Raw genomic sequence first — 18,410 nt, forward strand, 5'->3', positions numbered from 1 at the left:
AATCGTTCGGAACCCTTCTTATTTACCGGATGTATTTGCTGAAGAACTTCCACAACTCCTCGCCCGTGTCGATGTCGCGGTCGAAAAACCACGAATGCTTGCCGCCGATCACTTCGTAGAGCCACACTTCGCAGCCGTCCGTGCCGCCCGTGAACCGGTGTGCGACGACGCGGTGTCCGGTTTCGGGATTGCCGACCGGAAGCGTGTCGCATTCGATGCGGTTGCAGCGGTCTTTCGAGGCCCAGTGGTGCACGGCCAGCGGCACGGGGAGGTAGGAGCCCCAGCCGCCCTTGTTCTCGGGGTCGCCTTCCCAGGCGGAGGTTTTGTCGGCCGTGCCGTGTATCTCGAACAGCGGTACGGGAACCGTCGAGTCGTCGGCCCGGTAGAGCCATTCGAGCATCAGCCCCGAGACGGGGGCCACGGCGGCGAACAGCCGGGGCCGCTGTACGGCCAGTTGGTAGCACATCTCGCCACCGTTCGACATCCCGGTGCAGAAGACGTTATGCCCGCTCAGATGGTGCTTTTGCTGCAGGTGCGCCACCAGTTCGGTGATGAACTGCACGTCGTCGATGGCCATGCCGGCCTGGAACGGATAGCCCGCATTCCAGCAGGTCTTGCCGCGCCCGTCCTTTTCGCCCTGCGGGTAGCAGACGGCGAAGCCGTGGCGGTCGGCGACCTCGTTCATTCCGTAACTTTCGGGCCGGGCCTGACCCCCGTAGCCGTGGAGGACGACGACCAGCGGTGCACCGTCGGGCAGCCCTTCCGGAAGGTGGAGTTTGTACGTGCGTTCGATGCCGCCCGAGCGGAGCGTATGGTCGGGCGTTTGCCGGGCATAACTCGTGAAGACAGCCAGGAGCAGCAGGGTTTGCAGGAGGTATTTCATGGTCTTGGGTTTAGAGTCCTTTGCGGGCGAGGCGCCAGGCCAGCGCGTTGTAGAACCGGATCACCGGGCCGCGCCAACCGGCGGGCAGGGCGTTCAGCAAGCGGACCTTGCGCAGCGTGCGGCGATAGGTTTTCGTGTAGGCGAAGAACCGGGCGGCGCGGGCGGCCTCCTTCGTGCCGCCTTTGGCGCTTATGACGAGGGCTTTCCCCAGCGCGGCGCGGGCCACGAATTCCCGGTCCTCCTCCGGTGCATTGGGGTCGTAGAGTTCTTCGAACGAATAGACGGTCTGTTCGGGGGTGTAACTCGTCGCCGATCGGTTCGATGCGACCCGCGAGTAGCGGACCAGCCGTTCGGGCGAGAAGCAGACCGGATAACGGCGGGCAATCCGGATCCACATGTAGAGGTCCTCGGCGATCTTCATGCCGTCGGGGAACAGTCCCACATTGTCGAAAACGCGCCGCGGGATGCAGCAGGCCGACGGAATGGCGATATACTGGTGGGCCGAGTCGCGGAAAAAATTCCCGACGATGCCGCGCTGCGAGGGCGTCGGTGCGGGGTAGAGCCCGTCGTCGCTGACAATGTTGAAGGCTGTGCAGTACATGCCGCAGCCGGGAAATTGGTCGATCATTGCGGTGATTTCGGCGAGAAATCCCGGCTCCCATGCGTCGTCGGCGTCCAGGAGGGCGATGTATTCGCCCGTCGACTCTTCGATGCCGTGGTTACGCGCGGCGCATACCCCGGCATTGGGCTGCGGGACGAGCCGTACCAGCGGTGATCCGATCGAGCGTACGATCTCCGCACTGCCGTCGGTCGACCCGTCGTCCACGACGATGATTTCCCGGGGGAGGAGGGTTTGCGCCAGCACCGAACGCACCGCTTCGCCGATCTCGCGTTGTTTGTTGTAGAGGGGTATGACGACCGAAATAGGGTGTTCTGACATCTGTTCTGCCGGGTTTTGTTGCGAAGATATTGATCTTTTGCTACTTTTGCAAATAAAACCAGTCCGATGACCGCATCCGAGAAAATCATCGCATTCATTCGCAACAGCTTCGACACGGCGCTGTACTTCGCCGTGATGGCCGTGAAGGAGAACTTCCGCAACTACATCCGCCGCGCCGGGACGGTCGGGGAGCCGAAGCCTTCGGTCCTGATCCTCGGCAACGGGCCTTCGCTGGCCGAAGACCTGCCGCGGCTGATCGAGCGGGGCGAACACACGGCGAAGGATGTTATGGCGGTCAACTATTTTGCACTGGACGAGCGTTTTACGACGGTACGGCCGGCTTATTACGTGCTTTCCGACCCGATGTTTTTCCGTGACAGCGTCTACCGCGACCGCGTTGCGGAACTTTACCGGGTTCTCAATGAGCGGGTGACGTGGCCGATGAACCTCTACGTGCAGTATTACAACCCTGAGCGGTTCGACTACCGTGCGGCGCTGCCCAATGCGAATATCCGCATCGTAAAGTTTCATACGCAGGTTTATTCGGGATTCCGGAGCGTGGAGTTCTGGCTCTTCCGCCGCGGCCTGGGAAGCGCCAATTTCGGGACCGTGGTGCAGGTGTGCGAGTACATCGCCCTGCTGCTGGGGTATAAGAGGCTGGAACTTTGCGGCGTGGACCATACGTTGCTCGACGGCTTGTCGGTCGACGGCGAAAACCGCCTTTGCCGGTCCGACGGCCATTATTACGACGACGCCCCGGCAGCTCCGAAGCCGATTTTCCAGAAGGTTCCCCGCCGGCCCTATACGATGGCCGTTTACCTGGCGGAGGTCGCCGAGTTGTTTCGCGGTCACGAGGTGTTGCGCGACTATGCCCGCTCGCTCGGGGCGCGGATCATAAACCGGACGAAGGGGTCGATGATCGATGCCTACGAGCGGGGCGCAGAATAAAAAAGGGCGGTTGTAAAACCGCCCTTTTTTTCTATCTCGGCAAATTCTGGCTTGCCGCGATGATCTCCGCCATCGCGAAATCCTCGGGGTAGTCGATATCCAGTCCTTCGATACGGTCCACGACGGCCATGTAAGGCCTCTCGCCGATGCGGCGGCCCCGGCTGCGCCACAGTTCGCGCGAAAAGATGAAAAAGGCGCTGGTTTCGATATAAACCGGCTCGATGGTCTGCGTGCGGGGAATGTTGTCGAGGGCGTAGTTGAGCGGTTTGCCGCCGAACCACGCGAAGGTCCGGATCTCCTCGGCGCTGAATGCCGAGTCGAACTCGCCCGAGCGGACTTTTCCGAGCGCATCGGCGATCGTCGCCGCGCGGATGAAGGGCGAAGTGGCGTGTGCGAGCAGGTAGAGGTCCGCCTCGACTTTTTCCGTGAAACTGTCGTAAATCTCTTTGCCGAGCGTTGTGTCGCTGTCGAGCGACGGGTCGCGGCGCAGCAGCCGAACCCCTTCGGGCAGCAGTTCGCGAATCCTCTCGTCGCTGCAGAAGACGTAAACTTCGTCGATGCCCTCTACCGAAGTCAGGGTTTTGAGGATGTGGCACATCAGCGGCGAGCCGCCCAATGGCCGGAGGTTTTTGCCTGCGACGCGCTGGCTGTTGAGCCGGATGGGAACGAATGCGACGGTTTTCATGGAGTTTGATAATTTGTAAAGGGGGTCGTAGCGACACTTTGCCGCTTGCGGCATCCAAGTCCCCGCCCGGGGCGGGGATTTAGGGGTGGGGCGGATTTGCAAACACGGCGGAACGCCGTGAGAACGGCATTCGGAGCTGCGGTATATTTCTGATATTTCAACCGGTATTTCATTGTACTAAAAGGTTGCAACCCCGGATGTCCGAATGGTCGATGCGGCCTTCGACGACGAACGACCCGTCGGCTCCGACGCGGCCCACGTCCTGCGTCTGGATAAAGGCGCAGGACCACCAGTTTGCAAGGTCCGCGATGTTCAGCCCGCCGCGGGTTCGGGCCGGGAGCAGGTCGAACGGATCGTTGACATCGCGTGCCGTGACGCGCATCCAGCCCGGACAGCGGAACACGTTGCCGCCCGCCGAATAGGCCTGTGAAGTCAGTTCGGCCATGCCGTATTCCGAATGGATTTCCCCGACGCCGAAAGCGTTGCAGAGGATTTTGTGGAACTCCTCCTTCGGGATCTCTTCACGGTAGCCCTTCATGCCGCCCGTCTCCATCACGATCGTGCCGGGGAGTTTCGGGGCGTAACGCTCCGCAAGGTCCCACAGCGCATAGCTTACGCCCAGCAGGATTTTTGGCTTCGGGTCCCGCTCTATGGCGGCCAGCAGGGCTTCGTAGTCGTCGAGGTAAAACCCGCCCGAACCGCAGTCGGCGATCAGCCGGTCGGCCATGTAGACCAGTGACGAGCCTTTGCGCCGCAGGTAATTGGGCAGCAGGGCATAGAGGCTCAGCTCGGCGGGATTGCCGTAGAAGGCCCGGAATGCCGTGCGGAACGCCTGTTCGTAGAGTGCCAGCGAACGCATCGGGTGGCGCGAGGGAGTCATGCCCGTCGTGGCCGAGGAGGTGAAAACGACCTCGGGCGGCGCCTCCCCGCAGTAAATGTCGTGGGTTTTGAATAATCCGATGGGCAGATACGGAATCTTTTCCGGCGTGTCCACGCACTCCGCCCGGACGCTGATCCGGGCGAGGTATTCGCGGTAGGGGGCGCAATCGCGGGCCTGGCGGCGGAATACCTCCAGCGCCGCGGCGTCGAAGGTTGTCCTGTCCGCGATACGGAATATGTCGTCCGGGGTAATCATTGCCACAAAGGTAACAAAAAACAAAATTATTTTTCTGTCTTTGTCGCTGTAATCTCAAAGGGGATTTGCTGCCGCGGGCTTTGCGTGCGGGTACGAATTAAGGACCGGGATATTTAAAACGATCCGAACCCGATCTGGCCGCCGTTGCTGAGATTTGCCTTTTTCATCTGGGCTTCGACTTTTTTCAGACATTCGTCGTATTTCTGCTTCGAAAGCCAGGGTTTCATCATTTCGTTCAATTTCTCCAGTTTTTCGACTTGAGGACCCAGGATTTCCTGTTTCTGCGCATAGGTTTCGGCCTTCATGAGTTCTCTCAGCAGGGGCATGGGCTGCACGGCGCGCTGCAAGTCGTCTTTCATCTCTTTGGGCAGGCTCCGGGCTTTGTCTTTGGGCAGGCTTGCGTACATGAGGAGCCCCAGGCTGGCCTCCCGCGCAAATTTGTTATACACCTTCTGAAATTGTTCGCTCCGAGCGTTGATGGCAAACGCCATGTCGTCCAACTGTTTTTCGATCTGCGCCAACTTCTGTTCGGCAGCGGAGTAGCTGCTGAACATTTTTTCTTTTTCGGCCTCCACCGATTTCTCCACCTTGGCAAACGAATCCTGCAACGCACGGAATTCCTCCGGCATTTCGGCTCCGGCGCCGTTCTCTTCATAATCGGCGATGGTCTCTTTCAACGAATCGATCTGTTCCTGCGGCACTTGTCCGCAGGCCGTCAAAGCGAGCAGACATCCGGATAATAACCATTTTTTCATCTTCTTTTTCAGTTTGATTGTTAACGCCCCCCCCCGATTCTGAGAACGTTTTGTTTATCAGTCATTTCCATGCCGAAGCAAATGTCGGGTATAATTTCAGGCATTCGGCTGTCCGAACCGCTCGGAAATTCGCCCGGCCGGGATTTCTCTTTTATCGGGCGTAAAGGTATGAAATTAATCGGACTTTCTTTTGCATTACGCTCCAGCCGGGCATATTTCAGCAAAGAGGGCCTGCGTGCCGGAGCCGAGCAGCACGATCCGGGGCCTCTTCCTGTAAACGCAAAAACAACAACCAGCGGTCCGGAAAAATCCGACCGCGGTCGTTGTTTTTGTATCTGCTCCAAGCCCTTTCCGGGCTGCGCTCCCTTTGCTATTTCTTGACTTTGGGCGCGAGCATCATGTTCATCTTCTTGCCGTCGAGCTTCGGCATCATCTCCACTTTGGCGAACTCTTCGAGGTCGGTGGCAAAGCGCAGCAGCAGGATTTCACCCTGCTCCTTGAAGACGATCGAGCGGCCGCGGAAGAAAACGTAAGCCTTGACTTTGGCCCCTTCCTTAAGGAAGTTCTGCGCGTGCTTGAGCTTGAAGTTGTAGTCGTGGTCGTCGGTCTGGGGGCCGAATCGGATCTCCTTCACGACGACTTTCGTCTGGTTTGCCTTCAGTTCCTTGGCCTTCTTTTTCTGCTGGTAGAGGAACTTCTGGTAATCGGCGATACGGCATACGGGCGGCTCGGCCTTGGGCGAGATTTCGATCAGGTCGAGTTCCATCTCTTCCGCCAGACGCAGTGCGTCGCGGATCGGAAGCACCAATGGCTGCTCGACGTTGTCGCCCACCAGACGCACTTCGGGAACCGTAATCTGTTCGTTGATGCGGTGGGGATTCTCCTTTTCGGGCGGCCTGCGTCCGAAGCGGGGATTGTTGCCTGTTGCCGGTTTTGGTCTGTTATTCCCGGGGGTAAACGGCCTCGGCGGGAATGGTTTCGGTGCTGCGATAATCTTTAAGTATTAAAATGGTTAAATAAATTTGGTGCGTTGCTGTTATGGGACCGGTCGTCGGTCGTTACTTCTTCTCCAGTTTGTTGGCCTCGATTTCCTCCTTGACCAGTCCGGCGATGAAGTCGCGGAATGCCTCCAGCGACATCTGTCCCTTGTCTCCTTCGCCCTGCGCGCGGACGGAAACCAACCCTTCGGCCTCCTCCTTCTCGCCGACGATCAGCAGGTAGGGGATGCGCTTGAGTTCGTTGTCGCGAATCTTGCGGCCGATCTTTTCGTTGCGGTCGTCGACCTCGGTGCGGACATCGCTGCGGTTGAGGTACTCCGCCACCTTCATGGCGTAGTCGTTGAACTTCTCCGAGATCGGAAGCACCACGACCTGCTGGGGCGAGAGCCACAACGGGAATTTACCGCCCGTATGCTCCAACAATACTGCCACAAAACGCTCCATCGAGCCGAACGGGGCGCGGTGGATCATGATCGGGCGGTGGAGCCGGTCGTCGGCGCCTTTGTACGTGAGGTCGAAACGCTCCGGCAGGTTATAGTCCACCTGGATCGTTCCCAACTGCCACTTGCGGCCGATGGCGTCCTTGACCATGAAGTCGAGCTTCGGACCGTAGAAGGCGGCTTCGCCCAGCTCCACGACCGTCGTGAGGCCCTTTTCCTTGGCGGCCTGCATGATGGCCGACTCGGCTTTTTCCCAGTTTTCGTCCGAACCGATGTACTTCTCCTTGTTATTGGGGTCGCGCAGCGAAATCTGGGCGGTATAGTTGTCGAATTTCAGCGTTTTGAAGATATAGAGCACGATGTCGATCACGCGTTCGAACTCTTCGAGAAGCTGGTCGGGGCGTACGAACAGGTGGGCGTCGTCCTGCGTAAATCCGCGTACGCGCGTCAGTCCGTGCAGTTCGCCCGACTGTTCGTAGCGGTATACCGTTCCGAATTCGGCCAGGCGCACAGGCAGTTCCTTGTACGAACGGGGTTTCGAGCGGTAAATCTCGCAGTGGTGCGGGCAGTTCATCGGTTTGAGGAGGTATTCCTCGCCCTCGATCGGGGTGTGGATCGGCTGGAACGAGTCCTTGCCGTATTTGGCATAGTGGCCCGAGGTGACGTAGAGCTCCTTGTTGCCGATGTGCGGGGTGATCACCTGCTGGTAACCGTACTCCTTCTGCACGCCCCGCAGGAACTGTTCCAGGCGGTCACGCAGTGCAGCACCCTTCGGCAGCCACAACGGCAGGCCCTGGCCTACGCGCTGCGAGAAGCAGAACAGTTCGAGGTCCTTGCCCAGTTTGCGGTGGTCGCGCTTCTTGGCTTCCTCCATCATCACCAGGTACTCGTCGAGCATCGACTTCTTGGGGAACGTGATGCCGTAGATACGGGTCAGCATCTTGTTCTTCTCGTTGCCGCGCCAGTAAGCCCCGGCTACGGAGGTGAGTTTTACGGCCTTGATATATCCCGTGTTGGGGATGTGGGGGCCGCGGCAAAGGTCCGTGAAGGCGCCGTTACTATAAAAAGAGATGGTTCCGTCCTGAAGGTCGGTGATCAGTTCGACCTTGTACTGGTCGCCCTTCTCCGTGAAGGTTTTCAGCGCTTCGGCTTTGGGAACCTCGCGGCGGATGAGCGCTTCCTTGTTGCGGGAAAGCTCCACCATCTTGTTTTCGATCGTTTGCAGGTCGGCCTCGGTGATGGGCGTCGGGGAGTCGACATCGTAGTAGAAGCCGCTTTCAATGGCCGGGCCGATGCCGAACTTGATACCCGGGTAGAGCGCCTCGAGGGCCTCGGCCAGCAGGTGCGACGAGGTGTGCCAGAAGGCATGTTTGCCCTCGTCGTCGTCCCATTTGTAAAATTTGACCGAAGCGTCTTCTTCGATCGGGCGCGTCATGTCTACCGTCGCGCCGTTTACCGCGGCCGCGAGCGAGTCAGCAGCTAAACGAGGGCTGATGCTCTCTGCGATCTGATACGCAGTAGTCCCTTTGGCATACTCCCTTACGGAGCCGTCGGGAAAAGTGATTTTAATCATTTGTTGTCTATAAATTAAGTTTTCGGAGCCTTCGGCGCTTCCACAATTACGAGACGGAATACGCTTCCGGGTTGTCCGGTGTTTTGTCTATTCGTGTTTTGCCTCCCTGGCGGCCCGGCGCATCGTTGCAATCGCTCCGGCTGCACCCAGCAGGCAGGTGATGGTCCCCATCAGCAGTTGTTTCCCGGTCGTGTCCCCGAAGAGGTAAAGGTATATCCAGCCGCCTTCGAGTACGGCCCATACCCAGAGCAGGCCGACCGCCATTTTACGCTGGTTCCTGTTTCCCATCTTTTTACGCCTCCTTTTCAGCCTGCTGCCTGTCCGGCCAGAATACCAGGATAAGGATTCCGGCTAGGTAGACGATCGTCGTGGCGACGCCGCCTTCAAGCCCGAATTTGCCGCCGCTCAGCATGTCGGGGGCATCTGTGGCTCCGAAATGCATGAGCCGGTCCTGAATGGCGCGGCCGCTCACCTCGACCCCCAGCACGCTCCCCTGGGTGAAGTTCCATGCCGTGTGCAGCGCCGCGATACCCCATACGTTGTCCGTGCGCAGGAAATAGAACGAGGCGAAGACGCCGTAGAGAACCAGGTTCGCAAAAGAAAAGAACGTTACGCCGCTGTTCGCGAGGTGCATGGCCGCGAAAATCAGCGAATTGAGCGCTACGGCTATCCACAGCGGCGCCCTGTTGGCCGCCGAAACCATCAGAAAACTGCGGCAGACCACCTCTTCCGACATCCCCTGGAAGAGGAATCCGACGAAGAGCAGCAACAGCATTCCCCACGGGATTTGTCCGGTGAAACCTTCGAAACGCATCCCGCCCAGCGCCCAGGCGATGCCCAGCGCTGCGATACACATCGCAAAACCCCAGCCCAGTCCCTGTAAATAACGTTTGGCGGTTCCGCCGCGCGTGAACCCCATCGAGAGATAGGAACGGCGTTCGATCCGCTTCATGTAGAAGATGAATACCGCCGTTACGGGTATCGTCGCAAAGAGCGAAACCCACAGCTTCGGTCCGTTGAGCGCCTGGTCGATCGCTTCCGGCCCGTGTTGCAGGACATCCGGCAACACGGCGGGCACTGCGACGATCAGCGATGTCAGCTGTGCGACCAGGAATACGAGCAGGAAGATCGGTACAAGCAGCCACACCGACGGCTTGAAAGCTGCCTGTCGGGCCTCGGCAAGTGTCGCCGATCGTTGTTTCCACGCTGTCAGGAATCGGTTCATATGCGTCGGATCGGTATGCTGGTTTTGTTAGTCCTCCTTTTCGGTTTGCGGCAGGTCGCGGACCGAAACGTCGCGGCCTCCGCGTTCGCGTTCGGCGCGTTGCAGCGGATTGCGCGTCCATTCGGCCCAGGCGATGCGGTGTTCCACGATGTCGATGGCTGTGTAGATCGCATTGCGCATCGACTGTTCGTCGGCTTTGTCCTGCCCGGCGATGTCGAAGGCAGTGCCGTGGTCAGGCGAGGTGCGCACGGCGGAAAGCCCTGCCGTGAAGTTCACCCCGTCGGGCGACAAGGTCTTGAACGGCGCCAGCCCCTGGTCGTGGTACATGGCCAGGATGCCGTCGTATTTGGCATATCCGCCCCCGGCGAAAAGTCCGTCGGCTGCAAACGGCCCGAAGGCCAGCACGCCCTGGCCGAACGCTTCGACGATGGCCGGTTTGATGATCTCCTGCTCCTCGCGGCCCAGCAGCCCGCCGTCGCCGGCGTGGGGGTTGAGGGCCATGACGGCGATGCGCGGTTCGACGATGCCGAAGTCCCCGACGAGCGAGCGGCGCAGCGTGTGGAGGTCTTTGACGATTTTTTCCCGCTTGATGTTCGCGGCGATCTCCGACACGGGGATGTGCTTGGTGACCAGCCCCACGCGCAGCACGTCGCTGCACATGATCATCATCGACTCGCCCTGCAGTTCGGCGCTCAGGTATTCGGTGTGCCCCGTGTAGCGGAAATCGTCCGCCTGTACGGTTTCTTTGTCGAAAGGAGCGGTTACGAGCGCGTCGAGATGCTCTGCTTTCAGGTCGCGCATGGCGGTTTGCAGCGCCTCCACGGCCGCACGGCCTGCTTCGGGCGTCGGCTTGCCCGGCGCGATGTCGGCCGTCTCCCCGCATGCTACGAGGTTGACCTTTCCGCGGCGGGCCTCGGCGGCCGACGCCACGGGGTTGAAGGAGAACTGCTCGATCTCCGCGATGGTATTTCGGTAATAGGCCGCGGCCTTGGGCGAACCGTAAACGACGGGCGTGAAAAGCTCCGTCATGCGCGGGTCGGCGAGCGCTTTGAGGATGACCTCCCAGCCGATGCCGTTCGTGTCGCCCTGCGTGATGCCTATTTTGAATTTGTTTTCCGGCATAATCAATTTTATTTCAACTTACAAAGTTATAAAATATTCAGAATACACAATGCTTCCGGTTCGATTAAAATGAATTTTTGCCGCGCTTTGCGGCAGGAGTGCAATTTTTTATTATCTTTGTTATGGCAGTCTGTGGGGATTGTCGACATTTTACGGATAAAAAGCGCATCGGCTTTTCTCTTACCGTCGGAAATTGGACACTTTCGGGTAACGTAAGGAATAAAGGTTGATGCTCTCGCTGTTTTTCAGCGTGGGCATTTGCCGCATTCTACGTTACGGGTCGTCCAATACCCCGGCGGTGGAGCAGCAAGTCTGCCCGCGCTTTTTTCCGGACCGACAAGTTTGGAAAGATGAGAAGAAGTGAGCGGAAAATGCTAAAATGCAATGCTGAGTTCGTAGATGTTCTGTTCCGTCTGATGTTCGAGACGTTTTGGGTGGCCCCTTATGATCAACGGCGGGATTATCCGGTGCTGGTCAATTTCGAACGCTGTGCACGCCGTGCGTCGGTGCTGTTGGGGAAAGTCGATTTGGCGACGGCTTCCCCGGCGCAGTTGGGCGAAGTGGAACAGGCGGTCGCCTCCCTCGGACAGGCTGTCCGGCAGGTTGCCGAGTCGCGGCTGTTTTCACCCGCGGAGTGCGCCGAGGCGCTGGAACAGGTCCGGCGGATACAGAGGGCACTGCCTGTTGGATGTGCTGTCGGAGTTGCGCCGACAGCTTCACACGACCCAGAATAGACCCGGAATGCCGGCTCTGCCCGGCTTCGGCGACCTTTGGTCGCCGGAATTACGTCGCACCCCTTGCCTCCGCTCGGGATACCTCGTAATTCTTTGGTATTGTTCCCGGAATTACGTCGCGATGCTCCGTTTTTCCTGTGGCGGCTCGGCAAAGCCGCGAAAAATCGAGAACGATAGAAAATGCACCGCACCCCGGTCTGGAAATGTATTCCCTGCCGGGGTGCGATCCATTTTCAGTCCTTCGGACTTTACTTCCCGGCTTTTGCACTCGCCTGTCGGCGGAATTCAGCGCAGATGATACCCGTCGCCATGGCGACGTTCAGCGATTCCGAACCCCGGCGGTCGGCCGGCCAGGGCGGGATGAAGAGTTTCTGCGTGACGGCCTGCGCTGCGGCGTCCGTGATGCCGCGGCCCTCGTTGCCCATCACGACGATGCCTGCCGGGGCGAGTTGCGCGTCGTAGATATTTTTGCCTTCGAGGAACGTCCCGTAAACCGGAAGCCCTTGTGCGGCGGCCTCCGTGAGCAGTTTCGCCAGGTCAGTGTAGTGTACGCGTACCCGCACGACAGCCCCCATCGTGGCCTGCACGACTTTGGGGTTGAAACAGTCGGCCGAGGTTTCGGAGCAGACGATGTCCGTAATTCCGAACCAGTCGGCCAGCCGGATGATCGTGCCCAGGTTGCCGGGGTTCTGTACGTCGTCGAGCGCCAGCGTCAACCGCCCTTTCAGTTGCGTCGGCCGCAGGTCGTAATGCGGCGTTTCGACCAATGCCAGCGAGTTGTTGGCGGTTTTCAGCAACGAGAGCCGTTCCATTTCGCGCGGGGCGACGATTTCCACTTCCGGGCCTTCGAAAACCCCTTCCAATGCAAATATTTTGCGTACGCGCAGGTGCGATGTCCGCAGTTCGCCGATGAGTTTTTCCCCTTCGGCGACAAAAAGTCCGTGCTCCGTGCGGCCGCGTTTGTCGGCCAGTGCGCGGACGAGTTGTATTTCGGCTTTTGTCATCGTTGTTTTTCGATGGTGTAGGTGGTTCCTTCGGTTGCCGGATAGCTCTCCGGGAAGAGCGCCCGCGCTTCTTCGACCAGCGGCGCATCGTCCTTGTAACGCGACGAGTAGTGACCGATCACGAGCCGCTTGGCGCCCGCTTTCAGGGCCGCTTTTGCGGCGTCCGCGGTGGTCGAATGTCCCCGGTCTTTGGCGCTCCGCTGTTCGGCGGCGGCGTAGGTCGCCTCGTGGTACATCAGGTCGACTCCCTTGCACAGTCCTGCGGCCTTGGCCGAGAAATTCGTGTCCGAGAGATAGGCGTATGAGCGCGGCGCATAAGGACGGTAGGTCAGTGCGGCGTTGGGAATCACTTCGCCTGTGGCCAGTTGCAGGTCCTCGCCCCGTTTGGCGGCGGTGATCTGCGCGACCGAAAGCCCGTATTTCGCGATCTTGAACTTTTCGATATTCAGCGGCGGCTCCTTTTCGCGGAAAAGGAATCCGGCGCACGGTACGCGGTGGCGCAGCGGGATGCTCCATACTTCGAGCGTGCGGTTCTCCAGCAGCAGCGTGTGGCGGGTCGTGTCGACCTCGGTCCACGACACGGTGTAGGGCAGTTCGCTGTCGAAGTATTTGAGGTGGCAGGCCAGAATCTCGCCGAAGGGGGCCGGAGCAAAGACCTTCAGCGGGGTTTTACGTCCGTAGAGTGCCAGCGTCGAGATGAGCGGGAACAACCCGAAAACGTGGTCGCCGTGGAGGTGCGAGATGAACACGGCGCGGATTTTCAGCGGGTTGACCCCGTAGCGGATCAACTGTTGCTGCACACCCTCGCCCGCATCCACGAGGTAGTATTGTTCATGGATGTTGACCGCCTGCGCCGACGGATGCCGGCTCGACGTGGGTTTCGCCGAGGACGAGCCTAATATGGTAACGCTGAAACTCAACCTGTCTATTTTTTATACTTTATGAATGTCGCCAAAAGTCGGTTGGTCGTGAAGACGCTCTGGGATGTGGTGGCCGTTCGGGTCTTGCTGCCGTCGTCGTTTTTCTCGATCTTTTCGGTCGTCGTGTAGGTCGGGGCGGAGGTTTCGCTCACGATGCCTTCGAAGACGATGGCGTCGGCCCCTTTCTCCCGGCCAGTCCGTTCGATGAGGGCCTGCGCCTCCTCCAGCGTCTTGCCGAAGGGTGTCGCCTCGATGCTGCCCATCGTTTCGTAGTCCGAGGGAACGTCCTTCCAGTCGAAATAAAGTTCCGGCGCGGTTCCGGTTGTCGGATAGGCTTTGCCAATATAAGTGGTGCGGATTTCGGCGCACGATGCGATGCAGCACGTTGCTGCCAACAGCAGGAGGTATCTCTTCATTGTATGTTTTTTATTGTTGCATCAGCAGGAAGCGTTCGCAGTCCAACGCTGCGACGCATCCCGAGCCGGCGGCCGTAACGGCCTGGCGGTAATGGGGGTCCTTCACGTCGCCCGCGGCAAAGACGCCTTCGACGCTTGTGCGCGAACTGATGCCTTCGACCTTGATGTAGCCGTCGGCGTCGAGTTTCAACTGGTCGCAGAAAAGTTCCGTGTTGGGGTGGTGTCCGATCGCCAGGAAGAATCCCGCAATGTCGATCGTCTTCTCCGTGCCGTCGTTTTTGCGCAGCAGCGCACCCGTCACCCCCGACTCGTCGCCCAGCACCTCGGCGGTGTTGTGCTCGAAGAGGATTTCGATGTTCGGCGTGTTGAACACCCGTTGCTGCATCGCCTTCGAGGCGCGCAGGTGGGGCTTGCGCACGATCATGTAGACCTTGCGGCAGAGCGATGCGAGGTAGGTGGCTTCCTCGCAGGCGGTGTCGCCGCCGCCTACCACGGCTACGTCTTTCTTGCGGTAGAAGAAACCGTCGCACGTGGCGCAGGCGCTCACGCCCATCCCGCGGAACTTGGTTTCGGAGGGGAGACCGAGATACTTGGCCGAGGCTCCCGTGGCGATGATCAGCGTTTCGGCCTTAATCTCCTTTTCGCCGTCGACTACGACGTGAAAGGGCCGCGACGAGAGGTCTACGCGCGTGACGTTGCCTGTGCGGATGTCGGCGCCGAACCGCTCGGCCTGCTTGCGCATCAGTCCCATCAGGTCGGGACCGCTCACGCTGTCGGGATGTCCCGGGAAATTCTCCACGTCGGTGGTCGTCGTAAGCTGTCCGCCCGGCTCGATGCCTTCGTAAAGCACCGGGGCGAGGTTGGCGCGCGAGGTATAGATTGCGGCGGTGTACCCTGCGGGGCCGCTGCCGATGATCAGGACTTTTACTTGTTCTTCCATATTGTCAGTTGTTTTAGCATGTTCTATTCATTATTCGTTCCAAATTCCGTCAGGCGGCGTCCCAGGTAATCGAATTCCGCCCAACGGCCGCCTTTGCGCACGCGGACGACGCTTTCCGAAGGCGCATAGTCGACGATCTCGTATTCGGGAGGAATGACATAGCGCCCTTTCCGGTCGATCAGTCCCATCCCCGACGGTGTTTCGACCTCGGCGCGTCCTTCGCGGAAATCGCCTGCCCAGAGATATTGCGCCGGGATCACGGGGTTGTTGTTCGTGTCTACGAACCCGAATCCGCTTTCGTCCTCGACGCATACCAGCCCTTCGAAGACATGGCTTGTCCAGCGGTGGCCCGTCAGGCGGCGCTGCGGAGTATATGCGGCCTCCACATCGCTGACCTGCATCGGACCGGCGTTTTGCCGGACCTGCTCCCGCAGAGCCTCGAAAGCCGCATCGTCCCCCGGGGAGCCGAAATGGCCGTCGTGGTAACGCAGCGGGACAAACCGTCCGTTTACCCAGCGCAGGTTGTCGGCCCGGAGGTTGTTGTGCGAAAAGTCCAGTTCCCGCAGGGCCGCCTGCAGGGCGTCGAGCGCCGCGAGCAACCGGTCGGCGGGCTGCGTATGCAGCGCTTCGGCAACCGATTTGCCTGCGGGCAGGTGTTGGAGTACCAGGTCGAAACGCCGTTCACTGCCGGCCGGGTCGGTCCACTGCAATTCGCCCCGCAGGATACGGTATTCCGTGAGCCATTCGGTGTTGAGGCGTCCGAGTTGCGATGCCGTGCGCTCGATCGAGGTCAGCGCGATGGGCGAAAGCGGCATCGAGAGCAGCCATTGCCGGCCGCCCCAGGTGATCTCGGCTTCGGCGAAACGTGTCGTGCGCATCAGCCGCGGCAGGCCGTCCGTGCCGGTTGCGGCCCGGGCGTCGGTGAGCGTCTCGAACGAAAGGTTGGGCGTCAGCAGTGCCCGGGTGAAGATTTGCAGCGTCGGTGTCATGGCTATTCGGTTTTTACGCTGATGGACCCGATGTTGAGCATGGTGATCAGTTCCTCGGCCGAGGCGTTGAAACTCATGCCGCGAAACGGCGGCAGGGCGCCGGGGCCTTTGGCCTCGCGGATCGCTTCGTTGAAGACCTCGGGCATGGGGCTCGAGCAGTCGTAGAGTACCGCCGCGTAGCGGTTGGGGTAGGAGGCCTCCTCCGCCGAAGGGAAGAAGACCATGTGCGGGGTGTCGCCCGCGGCGATGTGTATGTTTACCAGCAGCACGTTGCCGTCGGTCGTGCCGAGCGATTTGATCTGTTTGGCCACGGCGCGCAGTTCCGCGTCGTCGCAGTCGGTGGCTTCGCCGTCGGTGATGTTGAAGACCATCGGCGGAAAACTGTCGGCATGGGCCGGGTCGGCGCACCACTCCGCGGCGATGTCGCGCACGCGTCGCAGAGCCTCGCACATCGGGGTCTGCCCCGCGGCTTCGGGCTCCACCCATACCGGGGAGGGAATCTCGCGCAGGGCCACGCTCCCGTCCGGCAGGCGGTATTCGATCACCTCTTTCTTTATGGGCGGTTCTCCGGCCGCCAGTTCCGCCACGGAAATCAGCTCTTTGCCGCCCGGCAGCAGGGAGTAAACCTCGTCGTCGCCCGAGTAGCCGATGACGGCGATGTCGTAGTAATCCCGGACTCCGTCGCTGCGGCGGGCTCGTTCGATCAGCTCGAACAGCATGCCGTTAGTGACGGAAGCCACGGCCTGGGCTTTGGTCATCTGCCGTCCCCGGAAGAGGATTTGTTCGGCCATCGAGCCCGAGCCGTCGATGGCGAGGATAAAGGCTGTGCGGTGGGTGCGTGTGATGCTTTGTGTATACATGTTGCGTCGTATGTTCGTCTATTTCAGGCCGCGGACCGAATAGTAGTCTTCGCGGCGCTCCTCCTCGCTCGTACAGTCGAGGCCGTAGCTGACGGCCATGTCGAGCGAACAGTCGCGGTCGCGGTCGGCGTCGGTCGTGCGGCGCATCGAGGCGTGGGCATTGCGGCCTGCCGAGACGGCCTGTTCGATCTCGTCGACGGTCGGCGTATGGCCCAGTATCGAAGCATAAACCTGCTTGGCCCAACTGTGGGCGTAGTCGTCGTAGTGTACGGCGAAGACCCGGAACCGATTGTCCACGGCGTCGGTCGTCGTCAACTCGCCGCGGTCCACGGCAGCGAGGATCGCTTCGACCTCGCTGCGTGCGATGTACTGCCCGGCCAGGTCGAGCCATTGCCCGTCGCCGTCATAGCGCGGATTCGATGTCCCTTTGGCCAGCATCGCGCCCAACGCCGCCACGATGGCCTTGTTGTAGAGCTTGAGTCCCCGTTGCAGGGCTGCCGAGCGAATCAGGGTTTTGTTGTAGGTGAACACCGGGGCGTCGGGGTCCTGCTCCTGGAGCGAGTGGAGGATGTCCACGGCCTGGAGCATGGCGCCCGTGATATAGGGGTTGTACTCTTCGAAACTGATCACGTCGCGCTTTACCGAGCGGCGGTCGCGGGCGGGCCACTTCTCGATGTCGCGCACGGCTCCGAAACTGGTGAAGTTGGCGCCCGGCATCAGGTGTGTGCGGCCCTCCTTCTCGATCAGGTAGGAGTAGGGAAAAGCCGAGGTGTCGTGGTGGTAGGAGTGGTGTCCCATGACCATCGTAAAGGCCCCTTCGAGCGCCGGCGACATGATGTAGGCGCTGCTGGCGAACTTGCAGCCGCGCAGGTGCACCGACTGGTGTACGGCGCCGCTCTTGAAGAGGTGGTTGCTTTGGTTCGAGCCGCTGCCGGCGTTGAAAAACGAGAACATGCCGGCGATCAGCAGCGACGATTTGTGGTGCGAAACGGTGTAAGGCCCGGCAAAGATCGCTGCAGCCTCGCCGTTTTCGCAGTGCGAGTTGGCGAAGAAGAGCGACTCGGCGGCCGTGAAGCCTTTGTCCAGGCGGCAGCTTTCGCCGATGAAACAGCGCTCGACGATCGACCCGTTGCTGATGACCGAACCTTCGGCGGCGATGAAGTCGTAGGCTTTGACATCCACACCGATGTGCGCGCCGTCGCAGAGGGTGGCGTTTTCGAGGATCGAAGCGCCGTCGATCTCCACGTCGTCACCGATGCGGACCTCGCGGATGAAGCGGGCCCCGACGATGCGGCAGCGGCTGCCCACTTCGCCCATCTCCGACGAACGCCCTTCGGTATATGCGCCGACCATTTTTTCAAATGCGGCGATGGTTTGCGGCCGGTGGCGGTAAACGGCCATGATGTAGGCTGTCTGCGCCGACATCCGGTCGAAAATCTTTACCGTGCGGCCTCCGCATTCGTTCATTGTAGCTACGCCGACGCCGTTGCCGAACGAGGAGCGGCGGCGGCATTCGAGGGCGGTGACGCCTTCGACGAGCGAACCGGGCCCGATGCGGTAATTCGCGACGCGCGAGCGGATGATGCGGGCCCCGGCTGCGAGTTCGATATTTCCTTCCAGATGGCTCTGGAGCAACTGGAAGGGTTGGAAGTCCTCTGCGACCAGTACCTTCGACCAATCTTCGGCCGAATTGCCGAGTGCTTCGAGGGAGGCGGTTTCCGAGGAGGTTAATTTTCTGAGTGGAGTCATTTGCTGTGGAGTTATTCAGATGCAAATATAACAAATTGCATTTAAATAACGCGAACACGGTCCGATAACTCGACTTTCTTCCGACTGTGGCTCT

General features: G+C 60.0%; 20 protein-coding genes. 3 read left to right on the top strand and 17 right to left on the bottom strand.

Annotated elements, in window-relative coordinates:
* Positions 1 to 22: 22 nt before the first annotated feature.
* Both KG007_RS13565 and KG007_RS13570 read right to left on the bottom strand, forming a co-directional pair.
* Positions 23 to 883 carry an alpha/beta hydrolase family esterase gene (locus KG007_RS13565; RefSeq protein WP_213349649.1) on the bottom strand — a complete coding sequence of 287 codons (861 nt, stop codon included), beginning with the start codon at positions 881 to 883 and terminating at the stop codon, positions 23 to 25.
* A 10-nt stretch (positions 884 to 893) separates the two neighbouring features.
* On the bottom strand, positions 894 to 1,823 hold the full coding sequence (locus KG007_RS13570; RefSeq protein ID WP_195461970.1) for a glycosyltransferase family 2 protein: 930 nt from the start codon (positions 1,821 to 1,823) through the stop codon (positions 894 to 896).
* Positions 1,824 to 1,889: 66 nt separating this feature from the next.
* Between KG007_RS13570 and KG007_RS13575 the strand changes: the two genes are divergently transcribed.
* Positions 1,890 to 2,771, top strand: a complete 882-nt coding sequence (locus KG007_RS13575; protein ID WP_213349651.1) for a hypothetical protein — start codon at positions 1,890 to 1,892, stop codon at positions 2,769 to 2,771.
* A 31-nt stretch (positions 2,772 to 2,802) separates the two neighbouring features.
* Here the strand turns inward: KG007_RS13575 and KG007_RS13580 are convergent, their stop codons facing one another.
* From KG007_RS13580 to KG007_RS13590, 3 genes are all read right to left on the bottom strand, one after another.
* On the bottom strand, positions 2,803 to 3,456 hold the full coding sequence (locus tag KG007_RS13580) for an acylneuraminate cytidylyltransferase family protein (protein ID WP_213349652.1): 654 nt from the start codon (positions 3,454 to 3,456) through the stop codon (positions 2,803 to 2,805).
* 169 nt (positions 3,457 to 3,625) lie between these two features.
* Positions 3,626 to 4,591, bottom strand: coding sequence for an acyltransferase (locus KG007_RS13585; RefSeq protein ID WP_213349654.1), 966 nt, complete (start codon positions 4,589 to 4,591; stop codon positions 3,626 to 3,628).
* Between the two features lie 113 nt (positions 4,592 to 4,704).
* On the bottom strand, positions 4,705 to 5,346 hold the full coding sequence (locus KG007_RS13590) for a hypothetical protein (protein WP_213349656.1): 642 nt from the start codon (positions 5,344 to 5,346) through the stop codon (positions 4,705 to 4,707).
* Positions 5,347 to 5,415: 69 nt separating this feature from the next.
* Here KG007_RS13590 and KG007_RS13595 point away from each other — a divergent pair, with 69 nt between their 5' ends.
* Complete coding sequence (locus tag KG007_RS13595) at positions 5,416 to 5,727, top strand: hypothetical protein (protein WP_213349657.1); 312 nt, start codon at positions 5,416 to 5,418, stop codon at positions 5,725 to 5,727.
* On the opposite strand, the gene infC is transcribed toward KG007_RS13595, so the two are convergent.
* The 5 genes from infC to pdxA all read right to left on the bottom strand — a co-directional run bounded on the left by infC (position 5,717) and on the right by pdxA (position 10,704).
* Entirely contained in the window at positions 5,717 to 6,214 is a 498-nt protein-coding gene (gene infC, locus KG007_RS13600) for a translation initiation factor IF-3 (RefSeq protein ID WP_317194951.1), read from the bottom strand. The genes KG007_RS13595 and infC overlap by 11 nt on opposite strands.
* A 190-nt stretch (positions 6,215 to 6,404) precedes the next feature.
* Positions 6,405 to 8,357: a threonine--tRNA ligase gene (thrS, locus tag KG007_RS13605; RefSeq protein WP_213349659.1), complete on the bottom strand. Its 1,953-nt coding sequence runs from the start codon at positions 8,355 to 8,357 to the stop codon at positions 6,405 to 6,407.
* A gap of 87 nt (positions 8,358 to 8,444) precedes the next feature.
* Positions 8,445 to 8,645: a hypothetical protein gene (locus KG007_RS13610; RefSeq protein ID WP_195461980.1), complete on the bottom strand. Its 201-nt coding sequence runs from the start codon at positions 8,643 to 8,645 to the stop codon at positions 8,445 to 8,447.
* A 4-nt stretch (positions 8,646 to 8,649) separates the two neighbouring features.
* The gene (locus tag KG007_RS13615) at positions 8,650 to 9,582 is read right to left on the bottom strand and encodes a CPBP family intramembrane glutamic endopeptidase (protein WP_213349661.1); all 933 of its coding nucleotides are present in this window, start codon (positions 9,580 to 9,582) and stop codon (positions 8,650 to 8,652) included.
* A gap of 27 nt (positions 9,583 to 9,609) precedes the next feature.
* A complete protein-coding gene (gene pdxA, locus KG007_RS13620) occupies positions 9,610 to 10,704 on the bottom strand; it encodes a 4-hydroxythreonine-4-phosphate dehydrogenase PdxA (protein ID WP_213349663.1) in 1,095 nt (364 codons plus the stop codon).
* A 416-nt stretch (positions 10,705 to 11,120) separates the two neighbouring features.
* Here pdxA and KG007_RS13625 point away from each other — a divergent pair, with 416 nt between their 5' ends.
* On the top strand, positions 11,121 to 11,438 hold the full coding sequence (locus tag KG007_RS13625) for a hypothetical protein (protein ID WP_249413370.1): 318 nt from the start codon (positions 11,121 to 11,123) through the stop codon (positions 11,436 to 11,438).
* Positions 11,439 to 11,686: 248 nt separating this feature from the next.
* Here KG007_RS13625 and KG007_RS13630 read toward each other — a convergent pair whose 3' ends face one another.
* Genes KG007_RS13630 through KG007_RS13660 form a run of 7 tightly spaced genes read right to left on the bottom strand, consistent with a single transcriptional unit; the run spans position 11,687 to position 18,316 of the window.
* Positions 11,687 to 12,442 carry an RNA methyltransferase gene (locus KG007_RS13630; protein ID WP_213349668.1) on the bottom strand — a complete coding sequence of 252 codons (756 nt, stop codon included), beginning with the start codon at positions 12,440 to 12,442 and terminating at the stop codon, positions 11,687 to 11,689.
* Entirely contained in the window at positions 12,439 to 13,362 is a 924-nt protein-coding gene (locus tag KG007_RS13635) for a ribonuclease Z (protein ID WP_213349670.1), read from the bottom strand. Before KG007_RS13635 ends, KG007_RS13630 begins: the two co-directional genes overlap by 4 nt.
* Before the next feature lie 5 nt (positions 13,363 to 13,367).
* Positions 13,368 to 13,778: a hypothetical protein gene (locus tag KG007_RS13640; RefSeq protein WP_213349672.1), complete on the bottom strand. Its 411-nt coding sequence runs from the start codon at positions 13,776 to 13,778 to the stop codon at positions 13,368 to 13,370.
* A 10-nt stretch (positions 13,779 to 13,788) separates the two neighbouring features.
* On the bottom strand, positions 13,789 to 14,718 hold the full coding sequence (gene trxB / locus KG007_RS13645; protein ID WP_213349674.1) for a thioredoxin-disulfide reductase: 930 nt from the start codon (positions 14,716 to 14,718) through the stop codon (positions 13,789 to 13,791).
* Between the two features lie 23 nt (positions 14,719 to 14,741).
* On the bottom strand, positions 14,742 to 15,707 hold the full coding sequence (locus tag KG007_RS13650) for a WG repeat-containing protein (RefSeq protein WP_213349676.1): 966 nt from the start codon (positions 15,705 to 15,707) through the stop codon (positions 14,742 to 14,744).
* 2 nt (positions 15,708 to 15,709) lie between these two features.
* A complete protein-coding gene (locus tag KG007_RS13655) occupies positions 15,710 to 16,567 on the bottom strand; it encodes a vWA domain-containing protein (protein ID WP_213349678.1) in 858 nt (285 codons plus the stop codon).
* 18 nt (positions 16,568 to 16,585) lie between these two features.
* On the bottom strand, positions 16,586 to 18,316 hold the full coding sequence (locus tag KG007_RS13660; protein ID WP_213349680.1) for a DUF4954 family protein: 1,731 nt from the start codon (positions 18,314 to 18,316) through the stop codon (positions 16,586 to 16,588).
* Positions 18,317 to 18,410 lie beyond the last annotated feature (94 nt).

The sequence above is a fragment of the Alistipes montrealensis genome, assembly GCF_018362775.1.
Classification (GTDB): Bacteria; Bacteroidota; Bacteroidia; order Bacteroidales; family Rikenellaceae; genus Alistipes; species Alistipes montrealensis.

Coding starts and splice junctions, on each gene's coding strand:
- KG007_RS13570 (WP_195461970.1), bottom strand. CDS start 1,823: ATGTCAGAACACCCTATTTCGGTCGTCATACCCCTCTACAACAAACAA.
- KG007_RS13580 (WP_213349652.1), bottom strand. CDS start 3,456: ATGAAAACCGTCGCATTCGTTCCCATCCGGCTCAACAGCCAGCGCGTC.
- KG007_RS13630 (WP_213349668.1), bottom strand. CDS start 12,442: ATGACAAAAGCCGAAATACAACTCGTCCGCGCACTGGCCGACAAACGC.
- KG007_RS13595 (WP_213349657.1), top strand. CDS start 5,416: ATGCCGAAGCAAATGTCGGGTATAATTTCAGGCATTCGGCTGTCCGAA.
- KG007_RS13640 (WP_213349672.1), bottom strand. CDS start 13,778: ATGAAGAGATACCTCCTGCTGTTGGCAGCAACGTGCTGCATCGCATCG.
- KG007_RS13610 (WP_195461980.1), bottom strand. CDS start 8,645: ATGGGAAACAGGAACCAGCGTAAAATGGCGGTCGGCCTGCTCTGGGTA.
- KG007_RS13655 (WP_213349678.1), bottom strand. CDS start 16,567: ATGTATACACAAAGCATCACACGCACCCACCGCACAGCCTTTATCCTC.
- KG007_RS13565 (WP_213349649.1), bottom strand. CDS start 883: ATGAAATACCTCCTGCAAACCCTGCTGCTCCTGGCTGTCTTCACGAGT.
- KG007_RS13575 (WP_213349651.1), top strand. CDS start 1,890: ATGACCGCATCCGAGAAAATCATCGCATTCATTCGCAACAGCTTCGAC.
- thrS (WP_213349659.1), bottom strand. CDS start 8,357: ATGATTAAAATCACTTTTCCCGACGGCTCCGTAAGGGAGTATGCCAAA.
- trxB (WP_213349674.1), bottom strand. CDS start 14,718: ATGGAAGAACAAGTAAAAGTCCTGATCATCGGCAGCGGCCCCGCAGGG.
- pdxA (WP_213349663.1), bottom strand. CDS start 10,704: ATGCCGGAAAACAAATTCAAAATAGGCATCACGCAGGGCGACACGAAC.
- KG007_RS13660 (WP_213349680.1), bottom strand. CDS start 18,316: ATGACTCCACTCAGAAAATTAACCTCCTCGGAAACCGCCTCCCTCGAA.
- KG007_RS13615 (WP_213349661.1), bottom strand. CDS start 9,582: ATGAACCGATTCCTGACAGCGTGGAAACAACGATCGGCGACACTTGCC.
- KG007_RS13590 (WP_213349656.1), bottom strand. CDS start 5,346: ATGAAAAAATGGTTATTATCCGGATGTCTGCTCGCTTTGACGGCCTGC.
- KG007_RS13625 (WP_249413370.1), top strand. CDS start 11,121: ATGTTCGAGACGTTTTGGGTGGCCCCTTATGATCAACGGCGGGATTAT.
- KG007_RS13650 (WP_213349676.1), bottom strand. CDS start 15,707: ATGACACCGACGCTGCAAATCTTCACCCGGGCACTGCTGACGCCCAAC.
- KG007_RS13585 (WP_213349654.1), bottom strand. CDS start 4,591: ATGATTACCCCGGACGACATATTCCGTATCGCGGACAGGACAACCTTC.